The 16,777-nt window shown below is 60.6% G+C and carries 14 protein-coding genes; 3 read left to right on the forward strand and 11 right to left on the reverse strand.

Translation table 11 applies throughout. From position 1 onward, the window contains the following. Nucleotides 1–16 precede the first annotated feature (16 nt). The 7 genes from HGP16_RS16050 to HGP16_RS16080 form a co-directional block, all read right to left on the reverse strand. Nucleotides 17–649, reverse strand: a complete 633-nt coding sequence (locus tag HGP16_RS16050; protein WP_409526843.1) for a transglycosylase SLT domain-containing protein — start codon at nucleotides 647–649, stop codon at nucleotides 17–19. After that, nucleotides 552–2,135: a flagellar hook-length control protein FliK gene (locus HGP16_RS16055; protein WP_168841010.1), complete on the reverse strand. Its 1,584-nt coding sequence runs from the start codon at nucleotides 2,133–2,135 to the stop codon at nucleotides 552–554. Before HGP16_RS16055 ends, HGP16_RS16050 begins: the two co-directional genes overlap by 98 nt. Nucleotides 2,136–2,137: 2 nt before the next feature. After that, complete coding sequence (motC, locus tag HGP16_RS16060) at nucleotides 2,138–3,445, reverse strand: chemotaxis protein MotC (RefSeq protein ID WP_168841011.1); 1,308 nt, start codon at nucleotides 3,443–3,445, stop codon at nucleotides 2,138–2,140. A gap of 3 nt (nucleotides 3,446–3,448) precedes the next feature. Further along, nucleotides 3,449–4,876, reverse strand: coding sequence for a MotB family protein (locus tag HGP16_RS16065; RefSeq protein ID WP_168841012.1), 1,428 nt, complete (start codon nucleotides 4,874–4,876; stop codon nucleotides 3,449–3,451). Beyond that, nucleotides 4,873–5,505: a hypothetical protein gene (locus HGP16_RS16070; protein ID WP_168841013.1), complete on the reverse strand. Its 633-nt coding sequence runs from the start codon at nucleotides 5,503–5,505 to the stop codon at nucleotides 4,873–4,875. Before HGP16_RS16070 ends, HGP16_RS16065 begins: the two co-directional genes overlap by 4 nt. 252 nt (nucleotides 5,506–5,757) lie before the next feature. After that, nucleotides 5,758–6,738, reverse strand: coding sequence for a flagellin (locus HGP16_RS16075; RefSeq protein ID WP_168841014.1), 981 nt, complete (start codon nucleotides 6,736–6,738; stop codon nucleotides 5,758–5,760). Between the two features lie 257 nt (nucleotides 6,739–6,995). Continuing rightward, nucleotides 6,996–7,913 carry a flagellin gene (locus HGP16_RS16080; RefSeq protein ID WP_168841015.1) on the reverse strand — a complete coding sequence of 306 codons (918 nt, stop codon included), beginning with the start codon at nucleotides 7,911–7,913 and terminating at the stop codon, nucleotides 6,996–6,998. Between the two features lie 339 nt (nucleotides 7,914–8,252). Here HGP16_RS16080 and HGP16_RS16085 point away from each other — a divergent pair, with 339 nt between their 5' ends. Then, entirely contained in the window at nucleotides 8,253–9,740 is a 1,488-nt protein-coding gene (locus HGP16_RS16085; protein WP_168841016.1) for a pyridoxal-dependent decarboxylase, read from the forward strand. Then, entirely contained in the window at nucleotides 9,734–10,990 is a 1,257-nt protein-coding gene (locus tag HGP16_RS16090) for a RimK family alpha-L-glutamate ligase (RefSeq protein ID WP_168841017.1), read from the forward strand. Before HGP16_RS16085 ends, HGP16_RS16090 begins: the two co-directional genes overlap by 7 nt. Nucleotides 10,991–11,101: 111 nt before the next feature. Here HGP16_RS16090 and HGP16_RS16095 read toward each other — a convergent pair whose 3' ends face one another. After that, nucleotides 11,102–12,013 (reverse strand): flagellin, encoded by a 912-nt coding sequence (locus HGP16_RS16095; protein WP_168841018.1) that lies wholly within the window; start codon nucleotides 12,011–12,013, stop codon nucleotides 11,102–11,104. 239 nt (nucleotides 12,014–12,252) lie between these two features. After that, nucleotides 12,253–13,164, reverse strand: a complete 912-nt coding sequence (locus HGP16_RS16100; protein ID WP_168841019.1) for a flagellin — start codon at nucleotides 13,162–13,164, stop codon at nucleotides 12,253–12,255. Between the two features lie 335 nt (nucleotides 13,165–13,499). Here HGP16_RS16100 and HGP16_RS16105 point away from each other — a divergent pair, with 335 nt between their 5' ends. Beyond that, complete coding sequence (locus HGP16_RS16105) at nucleotides 13,500–15,443, forward strand: glycosyl transferase (protein ID WP_168841020.1); 1,944 nt, start codon at nucleotides 13,500–13,502, stop codon at nucleotides 15,441–15,443. A 53-nt stretch (nucleotides 15,444–15,496) separates the two neighbouring features. Here HGP16_RS16105 and fliP read toward each other — a convergent pair whose 3' ends face one another. Beyond that, nucleotides 15,497–16,255, reverse strand: a complete 759-nt coding sequence (gene fliP, locus HGP16_RS16110; RefSeq protein WP_112343820.1) for a flagellar type III secretion system pore protein FliP — start codon at nucleotides 16,253–16,255, stop codon at nucleotides 15,497–15,499. After that, complete coding sequence (locus tag HGP16_RS16115; protein WP_168841021.1) at nucleotides 16,252–16,746, reverse strand: flagellar basal body-associated FliL family protein; 495 nt, start codon at nucleotides 16,744–16,746, stop codon at nucleotides 16,252–16,254. Before HGP16_RS16115 ends, fliP begins: the two co-directional genes overlap by 4 nt. Nucleotides 16,747–16,777: the final 31 nt, after the last annotated feature.

Genomic DNA, 16,777 nt, shown 5'->3' on the forward strand with positions numbered 1-16,777 from the left:
TGCAACCTATAGATGCTTAGTTTTGACAGAAGGTCGCCGCATTGGGCGTCCACTTTCCGTAGCCGGTGGCAACCAGATTGGCGATCACACGGCAGACATAGACCTTCTGGGCGGGGTCGTTGTTCGGACCCGCGTGGTATCTGGCTACCGCCATCGTCCAAGTCTCGTGCCTGTCATGCAGATTGCGGAGAAACTTCGCGGCATACTCGACGTTGCTGCGCGGATCGAACATTGCATCGACGGACGTAAAGTTTTCGCCGTGAAAATACTGGTTGATCTGCATGCAGCCGACGTCGATAAGCTTTGCACCGCTCTGCCGTGCCGCGGCGAAGACCTGCAGGGCGGCGCCCTCCGACGGCGGGAAGATCGGCCGCCCCTCGACATTGAGGGCATAGGGATAAAGCGATCCTTTACGCCCCGTCTCCGTTAAGCCGACAGAATAGAGTATCCCTTCCGGTATTCCGTACTTCGCGGCAGCAGACTGAATTTCGCGTTCGCAAAGGCCCGCGGCACCATTGTCCGGCGGCGTCGGATTACCCGACGCGAGCGCCTCAGAGGTAAACGGCGCCAGAACGAGAACGCTGAACGCCACCAGCAGCGCCGTCCTCAACACCGCGCTCACCCGAACTGCGATTGCCATTGTTTTCATCTGACTGCTGTCCCGAATAGTTCTGGCCCCTGGGACGCGCGTCGCCCCCTTGTCCCTGGTTCAACAGGGACTGTTGCTGGTTCGACCCGGAATTACGCCCGCTGTCCGACTGCTGATCCGCATTGGAGGCCAGGGTGACGGTGATACTGTCCACCTGGTAGCCTTGGGCGCGCAGCGCATCGACCATATGGCTTTGATCGGCATGAAGCTGCCTGTAGGCCTCGCCCGTCTGCACTTTCAGGTCGACGCTCAGCTGATCTCCGGAAAGCCGCATGGTGGCCGTGACATCGCCGAGATTGTCTGGACGCAGCTGGATCTTCAGCGTGTTGACAACCTTGCCCGTGCTCGACAGGTTCGCGGCATTGGAAAGCGCCGAACCCGGCTGCATCGCGGCAGACCATTCGCGATCGCCTGCCAGAGCTCCGGCGACGAGCGACGAGTTGGAATTGGTGGCAAGCCCCAGATAACGGCGGGAATCCAAGACCGTAATCGTCGGGGTGTCGCCGCCTGCGGAAGCCGCCACCTTGACGTCTGCCGCATCATCTCCGCTCTTGCTGATCGACAGGTCGAGCGCGCTGCCACGACCATCCGACCGCGTCAGGCGGAAGGTCTGCGCGGCATCCGCCCCCTTGCCGTCATCCGGCAGCGTCACCGCCGCATCCGATGCATCATTCGTGACGGCCGCGTTGCCGAGCGGCATTCCCTGGATTTTCGCATCGTCGGTCGTCTTGCCCGCCGGCGCCGTGCCCGCTTGTGCCGCAACGACGGGCTGCGGAACGTTCAGCAGCGACAGCGCAGCGGAAATCGTATTGTCGGCCTGGCCGGCTTGCGTCGGCACAGACTTACCATCATCCGCGGACTGTGCATCCTTCCCGTCTTTCACGGCAGGCGTTTTGCCATCGCCCTTCGCCGGCATGGTTTGACCGTCGGTCGCGGTGACATCGGCCAATTGCTGCGCGAGTTCGGCAAGCTGATCGAGCGTGGCCGGTTGTGCCGCCACCTTGCTGGGGTCGACAGCCGGTGCCGCCGGATCGGTGGCCACCCCCGTCTGATCACCTTCCGCAGGAAGCGTGTGGTCCTGCGTCGTCGCGGATATCGCCTTCTGCAGTTCTATCAGCGATTTCGTGAGCGCGGCCGCACCCGCGCCCTGGGACGGCTTTGCCCCCTTGGTCAGACCGGCGAGATTGGCGAGATTGGCTCCGGACGTATCGATCATACCAACTCCGGCGTTGGCGTCTTCGACAACGGCGAGGGCTACCGACGCGGGATCGCTTGCAGCTGTCTTTACGGCATCCGCATCGTCATCGGCTGTCGTGTTCGCGTTCGCCGACGCATCCGTCCCGGAGGATTTGCGCCCGTTGCCGAGCGAACCGGTCAGCGCATCGATAAAGCCCTTGCCGTCGTCCTGCTTCGCGGAGCGGGTGCCCTTGGCGGCAGTAAGAATATCCGCCCCGGATGAGGCGCTGGATACACCGATGTCGTTCATGATCAATGACTTTCCTGCTTCAACAGGCCGTCGATGGCATCCAGCTTCGAACGGCTCGTCGTGACGAATGCGTTGAACGAAGAGCCGGCTTCCTGCCGCCCTCCCTCCGAGGCGGGAGCCGCGTTTACCGAGGCTCCCTGCTCAACACCCGCCGTGCCGGGAGATTGGCCTCCCGATTGATTCGTCACAGCAGCATCGTGTTCAGTATTCTGTTGATTGGGCAGGTTAGAAACGTTGGCTTGCCCGAGGCTTGCAGGTTCGGGGGCGCGCAGTATCTCCTGTGCGACCGCCTTTGCGGCATCGCGCAAGGCACGATCGCGCGCGTTGAGCTCGCCCACCGGCATCTGATTGAGATCGTTGATCGCCGACTTCAGTTCCGGCGTGGATACGCCCGCCACGCCGCCATAGAAGTTCGCCAGCGCACCGAAGGCGTCGCCGCCGTCGGTGGTAGAGATAGCTTGGGCGCGGCCGGCCGCCAGCGCGGCGAGATCAGCCTTGCCGGCGATCGCCGCCCGGCGCGCCATGCGCAGATAGATCTCCCTTTGCCTGGGCGGATCCATGAAGGACAGAATGTCGACAATATCCTGCTGCTTGACGTCGGAATCGTGATCCACCACGAGCTGCACGAAAAGATCGGCAAACTGACTGGCATAGGGCGAATGCAGGAAGCGCCTCGTATAGCGCCGCGCATAATCGAGCCCGGTCGGCACCATTCCCGCATCGGCACATAAAGCCAGCGAGCGACGCAGTGCCGATTCCTCGACGATCGTGCCGGGCGCCATCAACCGCGCCCAATCGTAAAGCTGCAGGGCCACCTTGCCGTTCTTGCCGGACATGACGTTGCCGGCAACGAGCGAGAGATAAGGACCGATCGGCTTGTCGCGATATTCCCTGGCGATATCGGCAAGCGTATTGACGACCAGCAGCCCCTTGCCGTTCAGATATTTTCTCAAGACATCCGCGACGCGATTGTCGAAATTGCCGTTGAGGTCGCGCGACATCAGATATTCGAGCGTTTCCGGGTTGCCGCCGCTCATGGCATAGATCAGCGCCGCATCGACGTTGCGGCTGTCCTCGAATACGGATTTATCGGCATTGCGCAGGCGCTCATCGATAGTGGCGAGCAGAAAGCGCTGCATCTCTCCGGCGGAGCTGTCGCCCGCAGCGACGGAATCCTGGACGAATTCAAGCGAGCGCAGCATCTTGTAGAGCGGCAGGCTGTCCTGCCCCTCGGCGCTCGCGGCCCCCGGCATCAGCATGCCGAGGGTGAGGGTGAGCGCGAGGTGATGACGATGCTGTTTGCGCGCCATGAACTAGCCCTGCTTGCCTTGGCCTGACTTGCCCTTCCCCGAAGCGGGCTTGGCCGGGCTCTGCGCATCAGGGCTGGCCCCTTCCTTCACGGCCTGGTCCGAAGGATTGGCAATCAGGATCTCGATACGGCGATTGGCATCGTTGAAGGGATCGCTGGGCAGCTTCAGCCGTCGGTCCGCGAAGCCGGAGACCTGCGCGATCCGCTTCTCGTCCAACCCGCCGCTGGTCAGCATATAGTAGGCGCTTTGGGCACGGTCGAGCGACAGGCGCCAGTTGTCGTTGCGGCCGCCGACCATGTAGGGACGCCCGTCCGTGTGGCCCCGGACCAGGATCGATCCCTTGTGCTCGGCCAGGATCTTGCCGATCTTCTCCATGGCCAGCACCATCTCCCGGCGCGGAACGGCCGAGCCGATGTTGAACATCGGATCATTGCTCTGATCGGAAATCGTCACCAGCACACCGCCTTCGGCCGCGGTGACTTGCAACCCCTCGGCCAGCTGGCCGGCCACACCGTTGATCTCGGCCTTGATCGCCTGCTGCAAATCCTTGGCTTCCTGCTGCTGCGCCTTCGTCGGCGTCACATCCTTGCCCTGGGGCATGGCGGCATTGTCTTCAGGCATCGACGCGTCGCTTTGTCCGGAGACCTTGGCGATTTGCTGAGCTTGCGTCTGCTTTTCCTGCTGCTTGCCGGTCGCCTGCTCGCTCACCGTCGGCTGCTGTTCCGGCGTCTGCGGCTGATCCGCCGGCTGGCCGGTATCGGAGGCCGTTGCCTTCGACAGGGCGATCACTTCGCCCTTGTCCGTTTGATCCGACTTGGCGGACTGTTCCTCATTCGCCTTCTTGGAGGCGCTGGAAACCCGAACCTGCTTGGTCCAGAAATCAGGATCGAAGGGATCGCGATAGGCCTGACCGCCATCCGCACCCGTGGCTGGGCCGGACTGGGCGGCACCGCCCTCGCCCTTGGCGCTGACATTGGCCTGCTGGCCGACTTCCTGCGCGATTTCCGCCAGAACCGAATAGGGGTTCTCGAAGAAATCGGCCTCGGAATAATTCGTCTGATCGCCCGACGTCGATGTCAGGTCCTCACCCGTCTTGGCGGATTTGCCCTCGTTCGGCTTGTCCTGCGGCTTATCCGACTTCTGCTGGTTCTTTTCACCCTGAGCCTGGTCGACGGGCTTCTTGAGACCCTTCTCCGTCGGCTTTTCGTCCGCCAGTTTGATGGGATTGAAATAGGAGGCAACGGAGGCCTTCGTCTCCTCGTTGGCGGCATTGACGAGCCACATTACCAGGAAGAAGGCCATCATGGCCGTCATGAAGTCGGCATAGGCGATCTTCCACGCGCCGCCGTGGCCGGCGTCATGATCGCCGCCGCCATGGCGCTTGACGATGATGATCTCGTGCTTGCCGTGATTTTGATCGCCGTCGCTCATTTCAATATCTCTTTCAGACTAGCGGCCCAGGCTGACATTCGGGTCACGAGAACGCTCTCGCCAATGGTGACGGTGAGATCGACGTCCTGCGTCTCGACGTGACGCAACAGGGCGCCGTCGGCGCCGAGATGCGCATGAAGGGCCTCGAAGAGACGATGCGGGCCGCTGACGGAGATCGATCCGGCGCTACCGTCGAGAATTGCGGCCCTGACCAGATCGGCGAGATCGGCAACGGCCTTGGCTGTCAGCGTTTCGGTCATGATCGGCGCAAGAATGGCCGCCGTTTCCGCGCTGATCGCCTGACCCAACATCGTGGCCATGCGCGTCACGCCGGCCGCGATGTTCTCGGCCGCCTGTTCTTCATAACGCGTCCGCAACGCCTCCTTTTCGGCCTGAAACGACACGGCCATGGTATCGAGCTCGGCCTGATGCTTCTGCGACAGTTCCTGCGTCGCGGCCTCGTGTCCCTCTGCATAGGCGGCCCGGCGCTCGGCCTCGATATCGACAGGCGGCTCGACCGGACTTTCGGGAAACTCCATCAAATGCGCAAACGCTGCGTCCTCCGCAGGCGGCGGCGGGGCCTGTTCGGCGCTGAAATCCTTGAGGTATCGGGATAGTGCCAGGCTCAAGCGCGCATCTCCCCATTCGCATCGGAAAGATGCAGCACGTCCGTCCCAGCCGAGGGCAGCTCCATTCCCATTCTCAAAACGTCGATCATCACGCTTCCGGTTTCCGTCCTCGGGCTGCGCTTCCGGACATGACTGACGTCACCGGCACATTGCGCAACCATGCCACTGCGAAGGACCGTAGGCAGTCAAACTTGTGCGAGGATGAATGCGGCGGCCTTGGTCGAGAGCCGATCGAGCCGGGCCGCCCGCCCATCATTTCGATTGAAGGAGGATCAGCACCTTGCTCGCCATGCCGTTGGCGATCGACAACGCCTGAATACCCATCTGCTGGGCTGTCTGCAGGGCATTCTGCCGCACCGACGCCTCTTCCATATTCGTGTCGACGAGATCGCCGACGCTGCTCTTGATGGCGTCGCTGAGCTTGGAAATATAGTCCGACTGATCGTCGATGTTCGATTTCATCAAACCGAGCGTCGAATCCGCCGAAGTCGCGGACTTCAGAAGCGAGTTGGTGACATTGATCATGTCGGTCAGCTCGTCGTCGGTCGTGCTGCTCGAGATCGCGATCTCCGTTCCGCCCGCCGGCGCTGTACCAGTATCGGCAGCCAGGAGGTAGTAGTTGCGGGCCGTGGTACCGCCGCTGCTCGATGTGTCGAACGTGCTCGCATCGACATTCTTTGTCAGCAATCCCCGGCTCGCATCGGCGGTATCGATCATCAGGGTTTGGGAACTGTCGTAGCCGATCGTCGTGAGGCTGATCTGGCCGCCAGCGCCGCGCGTGAAATTGCTGATCACGGATTGCTGCGTGCTGGGGTGCTGGTCGGTATTGTAGAGCCAATTTTCGCCGGAGAAGGAGGCCGATTGGGTAACGGATTGCAGCTGATTCTTAAGCTGCTGAATATCGGAATTGATCGCATCCTTATTTGTGCCCGCTTCCTTTGCCGAAACCAGCTTTGACTGGATTTGCGTCAAAAGGCTGACGACCGTATCCATGGCGGTGGACGCGGTATCGACCTTGGAGGAGCCGAGGCCGAGCGCATCCGTGATCGTGGAAAGGCTGCTCCGGTCCGAGCGCATGGTGGTCGCCATCGACCAGTAGGTCGGATCGTCGCTCGCCGTCGCGATGCGATAACCGGACGAGACCTGCTGCTGCACGACACCGAGATCTTTGTTGATTCCGCGTAACACGGTCAGCGCCGCGGACGCAGCATGATTCGTCGTCACATTGCTCATCTGAGAATCCGTAATTCCATTGGGACTGGCAAACCGGGCCGATCCGGTAGCAACGATTGGCCTCATGCCCACCAGCGGGGGATATCCCAGCGCGGCCCGTCGCTAAAGCAAAGCCCGGCTATCGTTCTGAAGACGATCGAAGGCCGGATCCTGCAAAAAGACTGCAAATCAATCAGCGACAACGTTAACAAAAGCTCATGTGCGGCGACAAGAGGGAAATGCCGCCGCGCCATCCTAACGCAAGCTCCAGTCAAGGCTCACTTGAAGAGGGAGAGGACGTTCTGCGCGCTGGTGTTGGCGATCTGAAGCGACTGGATGGCCAGTTGCTGCTGCGTCTGCAGCGCCGACAGCCTGCTCGACTCCTCTTCCATATCCGCATCGACAAGCTTGCCGACGCCGGAATCGATCGTGTCGCGCAGCGTGGAAACGAAGCTCGTCTGCAGATCGATGCGGGTCGAAAGCGAGCCGAGCTGCGAGGCCGTGGTCGTCATGGCGTTGAGGGCGCTCTGAACGAGATTCATGGCCTTGCCGATGTCGCCGCTCGTCATGTTGGTGATATCGAGACTGAAGACCGAATAGGATGTGCCGCTGATATTCTGCTGAGTGCCGAGAATACCGGAGCTGGTATCGATCGTACCGCCGCTTGCGCCGAACAGCACATTGCCCTGCGAACCGGTATCGAAACTGTAGCTGGTGCTGTTGACGGAAACAGTGCCGTTGTTGTTGCGCACGAAGGAGGAGACGACGGAGGCCGATGCGCCGTTGACCGCATACATCCAGTTCTGCCCGGAGAAGGAAGCGGACTGTGCGATACTCTCCAGTTGCTGCTGAAGCTGGGTGATTTCCTCTTGGATATCAGCCTTCGAAACGCTGCTTTCGGTTGCCGCGACGAGCTTGTCCTTGATCTGCTGCACGACGGTGATGGAATTATCCATCGCCGCATAGGCTGTATCGACCTTGGCGGCACCTAAGCCTAATGCGTCCGAGACGGCGGAAAGCGCGCTGTTGTCGGAGCGCATGGTGGTCGCGATCGACCAGTAGGCAGCATTGTCGGCTGCCTTGGCGACGCGATAGCCGGAGGATACGCGGCTCTGCGTGTCCTGCAGGTTCGTGTTGATGCCGCGCAGGGTTTGAAGGGCGGACATTGCCGCGTCGTTGGTGAGAATGCTGGTCATCGAATGGTGCCCCTTGTGGCTGAATTTGGAAGGGACATCCGGTCTGCGGCCGGGAACGGCAATCAGCCTCATGCTTGTTAACCGCCTTTTAAGAGGGGTTAACCAACCGTTGCGTTAGCTGCAACTGACAGCATTAGAGTTAATAAAAGGTTAACGCCACCACCAAAAGTTAACGAATTCATACGGCTGATGACTGGCAGGCTCGCAAGTCAGCCTCGCGCCACCTTGGGCGTCGTAGCATGGCAGCGATCCGTCCGTGTCGGACGGGAAGCGGCCGGTCACTTTTCATAGGGCATTCCGACGGCAGCGTGGATACGGCCGGCCATAGACGAGGTTGAGATGTTCAGTTTGCAGGACGCCGGACGAACGGCGGTTGATCGCCACGCGCGAACAAGCCTCGATCCGGACGACTGGCAGGCCCTGCGCAAACAGGGTCATCAGATGCTCGACGACATGCTCGATCATCTCCAGGCACTCGGCACGAAGCCGGTTTGGCAGCATGCCCCCGCCTCCGCCCGCGCCTTGTTCGATGCGCCGTTGCCCGTGGAGGCCGGCGATCTGGCTGAAGTCCACGCCATCTTTCGGGAAAACATCCTGCCCTACGGCAGCGGCAACATCCATCCCGGCTTCATGGGCTGGGTCCAGGGCGGCGGCACGGTCGCCGGCATGCTGGCTGAAATGCTGGCCGGCGGGCTGAACGCCAATCTCGGCGGCCGCGACCATATGCCGATCGAGGTCGAGCGCCAGATCATCCGCTGGACGCGCCAGATCTTCTCCTTTCCGGAAACGGCCGGCGGCATATTCCTGACCGGCGCATCGCAGGCCAATTTCGTGGCGGTACAGATCGCCAGATGCCGCAAGCTCGGCCGTGACGTGCGCGCAACGGGCCTGTCCGACGAATCCCGGCTGGTCGCCTATGCCTCAAGCGAGGTGCATGGCTGCGTCCCGCGCGCCTTTGAAATGTCCGGCATCGGCAGCAATCAGCTGCGGCGCGTTCCGGTCGACGCCCTCGGCCGGATCGATCTCCATGCGCTGGAGCAGGCGATCCTGCGCGACAGGCAGGAAGGCTTCGTGCCGTTCCTCCTCATCGGCAGCGCGGGAACAGTCAACACCGGCGCCGTCGATGACCTGGCCGCCCTGCGCGGCATTGCCGACACCCATGATCTTCATTTTCACGTCGACGGCGCGCTCGGCGCTCTTGGCATCCTCAGCGAGGAGCTCGCACCTTTGTTTGCGGGGATAGAAACCTGCGATTCCCTTGCCTTCGATTTCCACAAGTGGGGTCAGGTACCCTACGATGCCGGCTTCCTCCTGGTGCGGGACAGCGAGTGGCAACGGCAAGCCTTTGCTTCGGACGCCGCCTATCTCAGCCGCGCGGCGACCGGGCTTGCGGGCGGAGACTGGTGGCCCTGCGACTACGGTCCGGATCTTTCGCGCGGTTTCAGGGCTCTGAAGACCTGGTTCACGCTGAAAACCTATGGCGTCAAAGCATTGGGCGAGGCAATGAGCGCCAACTGCATGCTGGCACGCGAGCTTGCGCGGCGGATCGAGCGGGAGCCTGCGCTGAAACTGCTCGCGCCCGTCGCCCTCAACATCGTCTGCTTCGCCTATGTCGGAGCCGATGGAACGATGCCGGCATCCGTCAATTCCCACATCGTCGAGCGTCTCCACGCCGAAGGCCGCGTCGCTCCGTCACTGACCCATATGAACGGTCAGCCGGCAATTCGCGCCGCGATCGTAAACCACCGTACCCGACTGGCGGATATCGACGCGCTCGTTCGGAGCGTTTTGACAATCGGCTCTCAACAGGATCTTCCGCAATGCTGATGACCAAAGCCCCCACCGCCGATCCGGCGCCCCTGAACATGCCGGCCAGCGCCCGAATTCTCGGCATGCGGAGAATAGTCTCGTCCGTCTACGCAGGCCACGACGTGACCCCGCTCTGGAACGAACTCATGCAGCGCGTGACGGCGGACCCAACCGCCGCCGCCGCATTTCTGGACATGGCCATCATCCTGCAGACGCTCGGCCGCAGCGATGAGGCTCGCCAGATTTTAAAGAGCGCCGTGCAAATACGCCGCGACTATTGCGTGGTCCATGGCAACGGGACGGGTCCGCGGCTGCTCGCTTTCGTGACCGAAGGCGATTTCATGGCCAATACGCCGCTCGACTTCCTACTGGCCGGCAGTGACTGCGTGCTCTGGCTGCATTATGTCGACCTGGAAACCGCTGTCCTCGCCGACCTGCCGGACCATGACGTCGCCTTCATGGCGATCGGGGAATCGACCGAAAACGCCCCTCTGCTCGCCCATATGCAAAAACTGCTTGCCGGCCTCGACGGTCCGGTTATGAACCGCGATCCAGAGCTAATCGCCAGGCTCACGCGCGACGGCGTCAGCGGCATGTTGGCCAACGAGCCGTCCATCCTGTCGCCAAGCACCCATCGCGTTTCGCGCGCCGATCTTGCAGCCGTCGCGGCCGGCGCCAAGCCGCTCGGGGATTGCGCTCCGGGCCTGGCCTTTCCGCTCGTCCTTCGCCCGATCAGCACGCATGCAGGCAGCGGGATGGAACGTATCGCCGATCCGGCCGGGCTGGCAGCCTTTTTGACGACACAGCCCGCCTCCGAGCTTTACGTGGCGCCCTTCATCGAGTTTCGCGGAGCTGACGGCTACTACAACAAGCAGCGTGTCGTGTTCATCGACGGCAAGGCTTTCGCAAGCCACATGGCGCTCTCGGACCATTGGATCGTGCATTATCTGAGCGCCGGCATGGCGGAGAGCGCGGCAAAACGCGCCGTCGAACAGGCATGGATGGAAAATTTCGATCACGACTTCGCCGTGCGCCACAAGGAGAGCTTCGCGGCCCTTTGCCGCCATATCAAGCTCGACTATTTCGGCATCGATTGCGCGGAACTTCCCGACGGACGCCTGCTGGTGTTCGAACTCGATGTGGCAATGGTGGTCCACGACATGGATGACCCGATCGTCTATCCCTACAAGCAGGCGGCCATGCGGAAACTATTCGATGGCTTCGTCGATGCCGTCAGGCAAAGGGCGGCCCCGGCAAAGGCGTCCTGAGCTGGTCGGCGCCGATGTGCCGGACCAAAATTGAAAACCGCGCCTTCCGGGGAAGGCGCGGTGAAGGTCTATCTCTTGCCGTCGACCAACGCGTTGCGTTGGCGCTTTTTATTAGCGGAAGAGCGACAGAATCGACTGGGTCGAGGAGTTGGCGATCGACAGGGACTGAACGGCCAGCTGCTGCTGCGTCTGCAGAGCGGACAGCTTGCTCGATTCCTGTTCCATGTTGGCGTCAACCAGCTTGCCAACGCCCGACTGGATCGAGTCGGAAAGCGAGGAAGCGAAGCTCGTCTGCAGATCGATACGGCTGGAAACGGAGCCCAGCTTCGAGCCGAGGCTGGTCATGGAGTTCAGAGCGGTCTGAACCATGTTCAGGGCGCTCGAGATCTGACCGCCGGTCATGCTGGAGATGTCGAGGCTGAAGACCGAAGCGCCAACCGAACCATCCGACGTACCCAGGATGCCCGAAGTCGTGTCGATCGTGCCGCCGCTCGAGCCGAACAGAACGTTGCCGGTCGCGCTGGTGTCGAAGGCGTAAGAGGTCGTGCTGACCGAAACGGTGCCGTTGGTGCCGCGGATGAAGGACGAGACAACCGAAGCGGAGTCGCCGCTCTGAGCCATGACCCAGTTTTCGCCGTTGAACGAAGCCGACTGGGCAACGCTCTGCAGCTGCTGCTGCAGCTGGCCGATTTCTTCCTGAATAGACTTCTTGTCAACCGAACCTTCCATGGCGGTGGCAAGCTTGTTCTTGATCTGGCCGACAATGTCGATGGCGCTGGTAACGGCGGTGGTTGCAGTGTCAACCTTGGCGGCGCCGAGGCCGAGAGCGTCGGATACAGCGCCGATAGCGCCATTGTCGGACTTCATGCTGGTGGCGATCGACCAATAAGCAGCGTTGTCGGAAGCCTTGGAGATGCGCAGGCCGGAAGAAACGGCAGCCTGGGTGTCCTGCAGGTTGGAGCCGATGGTGCGCAGCGTCTGGAGAGCGGCCATTGCGGCGTTATTGGTAAGAATGCTCGTCATGATATTTGCCCCTTTGGCAGTGGTTAAATAAGGGACATTCCGGACCTAAAACCGGTAACGGCATTCAGCATCATGCCTGTTAACCAAATCCGTTAAGGTTAACTCGCCGTTTCGATGACCCTAAGAAACAGCAATAAAGTTAAGAAAATCTGAACCGCCCTTACCCAGAAAACATAAAAAAAACCGCGCCTTAGACGGGCGCGGTTAACTTCTTGTTTAGGAATGGGCCGTCTATCCGATTAACGGAAGAGCGACAGGATCGACTGGTTCGAAGAGTTGGCGATCGACAGGGACTGGATAGCCAGCTGCTGCTGCGTCTGCAGAGCGGACAGCTTGCTCGATTCCTGTTCCATGTTGGCGTCAACCAGCTTGCCAACGCCCGACTGGATCGAGTCGGAGAGCGAGGAAGCGAAACTCGTCTGCAGATCGATACGGCTGGAAACGGAGCCCAGCTTCGAGCCGAGGCTGGTCATGGAGTTCAGAGCGGTCTGAACCATGTTCAGGGCGCTGGAGATCTGACCGCTCGTCATGCTGGAGATGTCAAGGCTGAAGACCGAAGCGCCAACCGAACCATCCGACGTACCCAGGATGCCCGAAGTCGTGTCGATCGTGCCGCCGCTCGAGCCGAACAGAACGTTGCCGGTCGCGCTGGTGTCGAAGGCGTAAGAGGTCGTGCTGACCGAAACGGTGCCGTTGGTGCCGCGGATGAAGGACGAGACAACCGAAGCGGAGTCGCCGCTCTGAGCCATGACCCAGTTTTCGCCGTTGAACGAAGCCGACTGGGCAACGCTCTGCAGCTGCTGCTGCAGCTGGCCGATTTCTTCCTGAACAGACTTCTTGTCGACCGAACCTTCCATGGCGGTGGCAAGCTTGTTCTTGATCTGACCCACGATGTCGATGGCGCTGCTGACGGCCGTCGATGCGGTGTCAACCTTGGCGGCGCCGAGGCCGAGAGCGTCGGATACAGCGCCGATAGCGCCATTGTCGGACTTCATGCTGGTGGCGATCGACCAATAAGCAGCGTTGTCGGAAGCCTTGGAGATGCGCAGGCCGGAAGAAACGGCGCTCTGCGTGTCCTGCAGGCTGGAGCTGATGCCGCGCAGCGTCTGGAGAGCGGCCATTGCGGAATTGTTGGTGATGATGCTCGTCATTGAGTGTGTCCCCTGGAAACTGGATACGAAAGGAGGACATACCGGACTGGAAATACCGGCGATGACGGAGCAGCTTCATGCCCCTCGATCCAATTTTCCTGGAGGACCAAACCCGTCATGTTGCGAGGAAGGTCGCACCCATTGCTTGCCAATTTCTTAAACTTGGGACCACCGGGAACCGCCTGTCCTGAACTTGGCTAACAATGCGTAAAGGCACTTTCGACCAATGCTTCGGTTTCAGGCAAGCTACGTTAGAGATGATCAGGCGAATCCATGATGCCGGTGCTCGGCCTTTGTCGAGAGCCAGTTCAACATTCCGCTTGGAGTTCTCGCTCGTGAATACGAAAAATGCCTTTGTGACAGCGTCCGGCTTCTATCAAAAGGGGCAATATACGCGCGCACTCGAAACGTTGAACGAGCTGCTGAATAGCGACGGGTCGCCAAAGACCTACGCATTGCTGGCAAAGACGCTGCTCAAACTCGGCTTCAGATCGGATGCGGCAAGCGCCTATGAGCTGGCCGGCCGGCAAAAGCCCCAGCGAGACGAATTTCTGCGCGAAGCCCTCCTGCTGCACGGCGATTGCGGCAATGATGATCAGGCGCTCGCGGTTGGCAACCTGATCCTTCCAATGGCGTTCAAGGATCCGGATCTTGCCTTCATCCTCGTTCGCATTTTCCTGAGCCGACAGCAGAAAGAACTCCTCACCGGCTTCAAGACGGTACTGGTCGAGGGACCGGAGCTCAGGCATCGGCTCATGGCGGCGAAACTCCTCACCGACGATCTCTATGACGAAAGCAACCGACACCTGGTTGCGACGCTGTTCAAGAAACATCCCGAGAGCATTATCTCTCGCATACTCCATCTGATCTTCGCGCGAGAAATATCCGATCTCGCGGCTGTCGACAGGCACATGGCGCCGATCACAGCGGCACTGGCGAAGGGCAATCTCGACTACGTGATCCCGGACAACCCCTTCTTCCACCTGCATTGGTGTGGCGATGAAGCAATTAACAAGCACGCTGTCCACGACACGAAACCCCTGTCCGCCGGCCATGCCGAGGCTCGTCGCAAGTTGCCGCACGCGTGGAGCAACAAGATCCGCGTCGGCTATCTCTCATCGGATTTCTGGCCTGGCCACGCGACGATGAAACTGATGCAGCGGACCTTGGAGCTGCACGACAGGGATCGGTTCGAGATCACCCTCTTCGACCATTCCGATCTCGCTTCCCAAAAGGAACAAGCGTTCGACCATCAGAAGTGGGGAACGATGGTCGATGTTCGCGGTCTGTCCGACCAGGGCGCAGCAGAGGCGATCCGCGCCCGGAATATCGACATTCTCGTCGATCTCAAGGGACACACCAAAGGAAGTCGCGCGCTCATCCTCAACCATATGGCGGCTCCGATCCAGGTTTCCTGGCTTGGTTTTCCGGGCTCTGTCGTCAATATCGACCTCGACTATATCATCGGCGATCATTATGTGCTTCCAGATCATTCGAAGCCGCATTTCCACGAGAAGTTCTGCCGCCTGCCCGAATGCTACCAGCCGAACGATCCGCTCAACCGCCCGAAGCCACGGCCGACGACGCGCGCGCAGCACGGGCTGCCCGAAGACGCCTTCGTCTTCGCCTCCTTCAACGGCAACCGCAAGATCACCCCGCAGATGGTCGACGTGTGGTGCAATATCCTCAAGCGCAGCAAGAACAGCGTGCTTTGGCTGCTCTGTAACGGCGCCCGTGCAGAAGCCAATCTCTGGGCACGTCTGGAAGCGCATGGCATCAACCGCAAGCGCGTCGTCTTCACCACCCGCATTCGCTACGAGGATCACATCGATCGCCAGCAGCTGGCCGATCTCGGCCTCGACACCTTCCCGGTCAACGGCCACACGACTACGTCCGAGCAGCTCTGGGGCGGTCTGCCTGTTCTCACCGTGAAGGGCACCAATTTCGCCTCGCGCGTCAGCGAGAGCCTGTTGAACACCATCGGCCTGCCGGAACTGGTTGCCGATGACATCAAGGCCTATGAGGACATGGCGGTAGAACTTGCCGGCCAGCCGGAGCGCATTGCGCAGTTCAAGCAAACCCTTGCCGCCAATCGCCACATCAAGCCGCTCTTCGACGCGGAACGCTTCACGCACCATCTGGAAACCGCATTCGAGATGATGGCGGCCCGCGCCAAGCAGGGCCTCGCACCCGATCACATGGATGTGCCGGCGCTGCCGGTGCGCACGGAAGCCTTTATGGAAGAAGACCAGAACTCGGCGGCGATCGCGGCCGAGTAAGCTGTCGCGATTGCCGGGAGGATACTTCCGGCAATCGTTTCAAACTGGCTCTGTCAGTGGAAAGAGCGGACCAGGCTGCCGACCAGCAGGTTCCAGCCGTCGATCAGCACGAAGAAGAGAATCTTGAACGGCAGCGAAATCGAGGTCGGCGGCAGCATCATCATGCCCATGGCCATCACGATGGTCGACACGATCAGGTCGATGACCAGAAACGGCAGTACGACAAGGAAACCGATTTCGAAGCCGCGGCGAATCTCCGAGATCATGAAGGCCGGAATCAGGACACGATAATCGATCTTGTTGTCGACCACGGTCGTCTGACCGCGCTCCTGCGCCAGATCGACGAAAAGCTTCAGATCCTTGTCGCGCGTATTGTTCGACATGAAGGTGCGGAACGGCTCGGCGATGCGCTGCACGGCATCGGCTTCCGAAATCTGATTGGCAAGCAGCGGCTGCACGCCATCCTTCCAAGCCTGATCGAATGTCGGCGACATGACATAGAAGGTCATGAACAGGGCGAGGCTCAGCAGGATCATGTTCGACGGCGTCGACGAAAGGCCCATGCCGGTGCGCAGGATCGAAAACGCAATGATGAAGCGCGGAAAGCTCGTCACCATGATCAGGATGCCCGGCGCGATCGACAGGATCGTCAGGAGCCCGAACGTGCGGATGATCCAGGCGGCGACCGAGCCGTTGACCGGAGCGTTCAGAAGATCGGTGGGAAGCTGTTGCGACAATTGCTGCGCCATCGCCAGTTCAGGCGACAATACAGAAATCACTAATATAGACAGGGCAAGTATTAATCGAATCATTCGATCACGAAAGTTCTGAACATAACTTTCGATACTCGTCCTTCAGAGCGTAGGTCAACACGCTCCTGAATGTCATCCCGAAGATATTGCAGGCCCCGCGCACCCTCGATCTGCTGCAGGGAAACCGTGCGGATATAAGCAAGAATATCCTGATGGATCGCCTGGGCGAGCTGAGCATCCGTAGGTCCCTTGAAGACCAGGGCGAGTTCCAGCCTTACCCAGCTCTGCGAGGGATAGGCAAGATTGGTGGTGATCGGATCGAGCGCTATGATGCCGTTCGCCTGTGCCGCGGCGGCCGCTTGCTTGCTGTCGCCGGCGGCCTGGATCGTCATCTGCACGGCAGCGGTCGCCGCCTTGATCCTCGGCGCGACGACGGTTCCCAGCACCCAGCCGCCGCCGCCGCCAAGAACGGTCAGCACCAGCAGTCCGACGATCGTCATGATCAGCGGCGATCCCTTGCCCTTTGCCGGTTCGTCTGTCGCTGCTGCCATGTTCTCCGTCCGTCCGTTGTCTACTAGCCGA

The sequence above is a fragment of the Rhizobium sp. P40RR-XXII genome (assembly GCF_012641405.1).
Classification (GTDB): Bacteria; Pseudomonadota; Alphaproteobacteria; order Rhizobiales; family Rhizobiaceae; genus Rhizobium.

Bases quoted from the DNA above. Each gene is read 5' to 3' on its own strand.
- HGP16_RS16050 (WP_409526843.1), bottom strand. From the start codon at position 649: ATGAAAACAATGGCAATCGCAGTTCGGGTGAGCGCGGTGTTGAGGACG.
- HGP16_RS16055 (WP_168841010.1), bottom strand. From the start codon at position 2,135: ATGAACGACATCGGTGTATCCAGCGCCTCATCCGGGGCGGATATTCTT.
- motC (WP_168841011.1), bottom strand. From the start codon at position 3,445: ATGGCGCGCAAACAGCATCGTCATCACCTCGCGCTCACCCTCACCCTC.
- HGP16_RS16065 (WP_168841012.1), bottom strand. From the start codon at position 4,876: ATGAGCGACGGCGATCAAAATCACGGCAAGCACGAGATCATCATCGTC.
- HGP16_RS16075 (WP_168841014.1), bottom strand. From the start codon at position 6,738: ATGAGCAATGTGACGACGAATCATGCTGCGTCCGCGGCGCTGACCGTG.
- HGP16_RS16080 (WP_168841015.1), bottom strand. From the start codon at position 7,913: ATGACCAGCATTCTCACCAACGACGCGGCAATGTCCGCCCTTCAAACC.
- HGP16_RS16085 (WP_168841016.1), top strand. From the start codon at position 8,253: ATGTTCAGTTTGCAGGACGCCGGACGAACGGCGGTTGATCGCCACGCG.
- HGP16_RS16090 (WP_168841017.1), top strand. From the start codon at position 9,734: ATGCTGATGACCAAAGCCCCCACCGCCGATCCGGCGCCCCTGAACATG.
- HGP16_RS16095 (WP_168841018.1), bottom strand. From the start codon at position 12,013: ATGACGAGCATTCTTACCAATAACGCCGCAATGGCCGCTCTCCAGACG.
- HGP16_RS16100 (WP_168841019.1), bottom strand. From the start codon at position 13,164: ATGACGAGCATCATCACCAACAATTCCGCAATGGCCGCTCTCCAGACG.
- fliP (WP_112343820.1), bottom strand. From the start codon at position 16,255: ATGATTCGATTAATACTTGCCCTGTCTATATTAGTGATTTCTGTATTG.
- HGP16_RS16115 (WP_168841021.1), bottom strand. From the start codon at position 16,746: ATGGCAGCAGCGACAGACGAACCGGCAAAGGGCAAGGGATCGCCGCTG.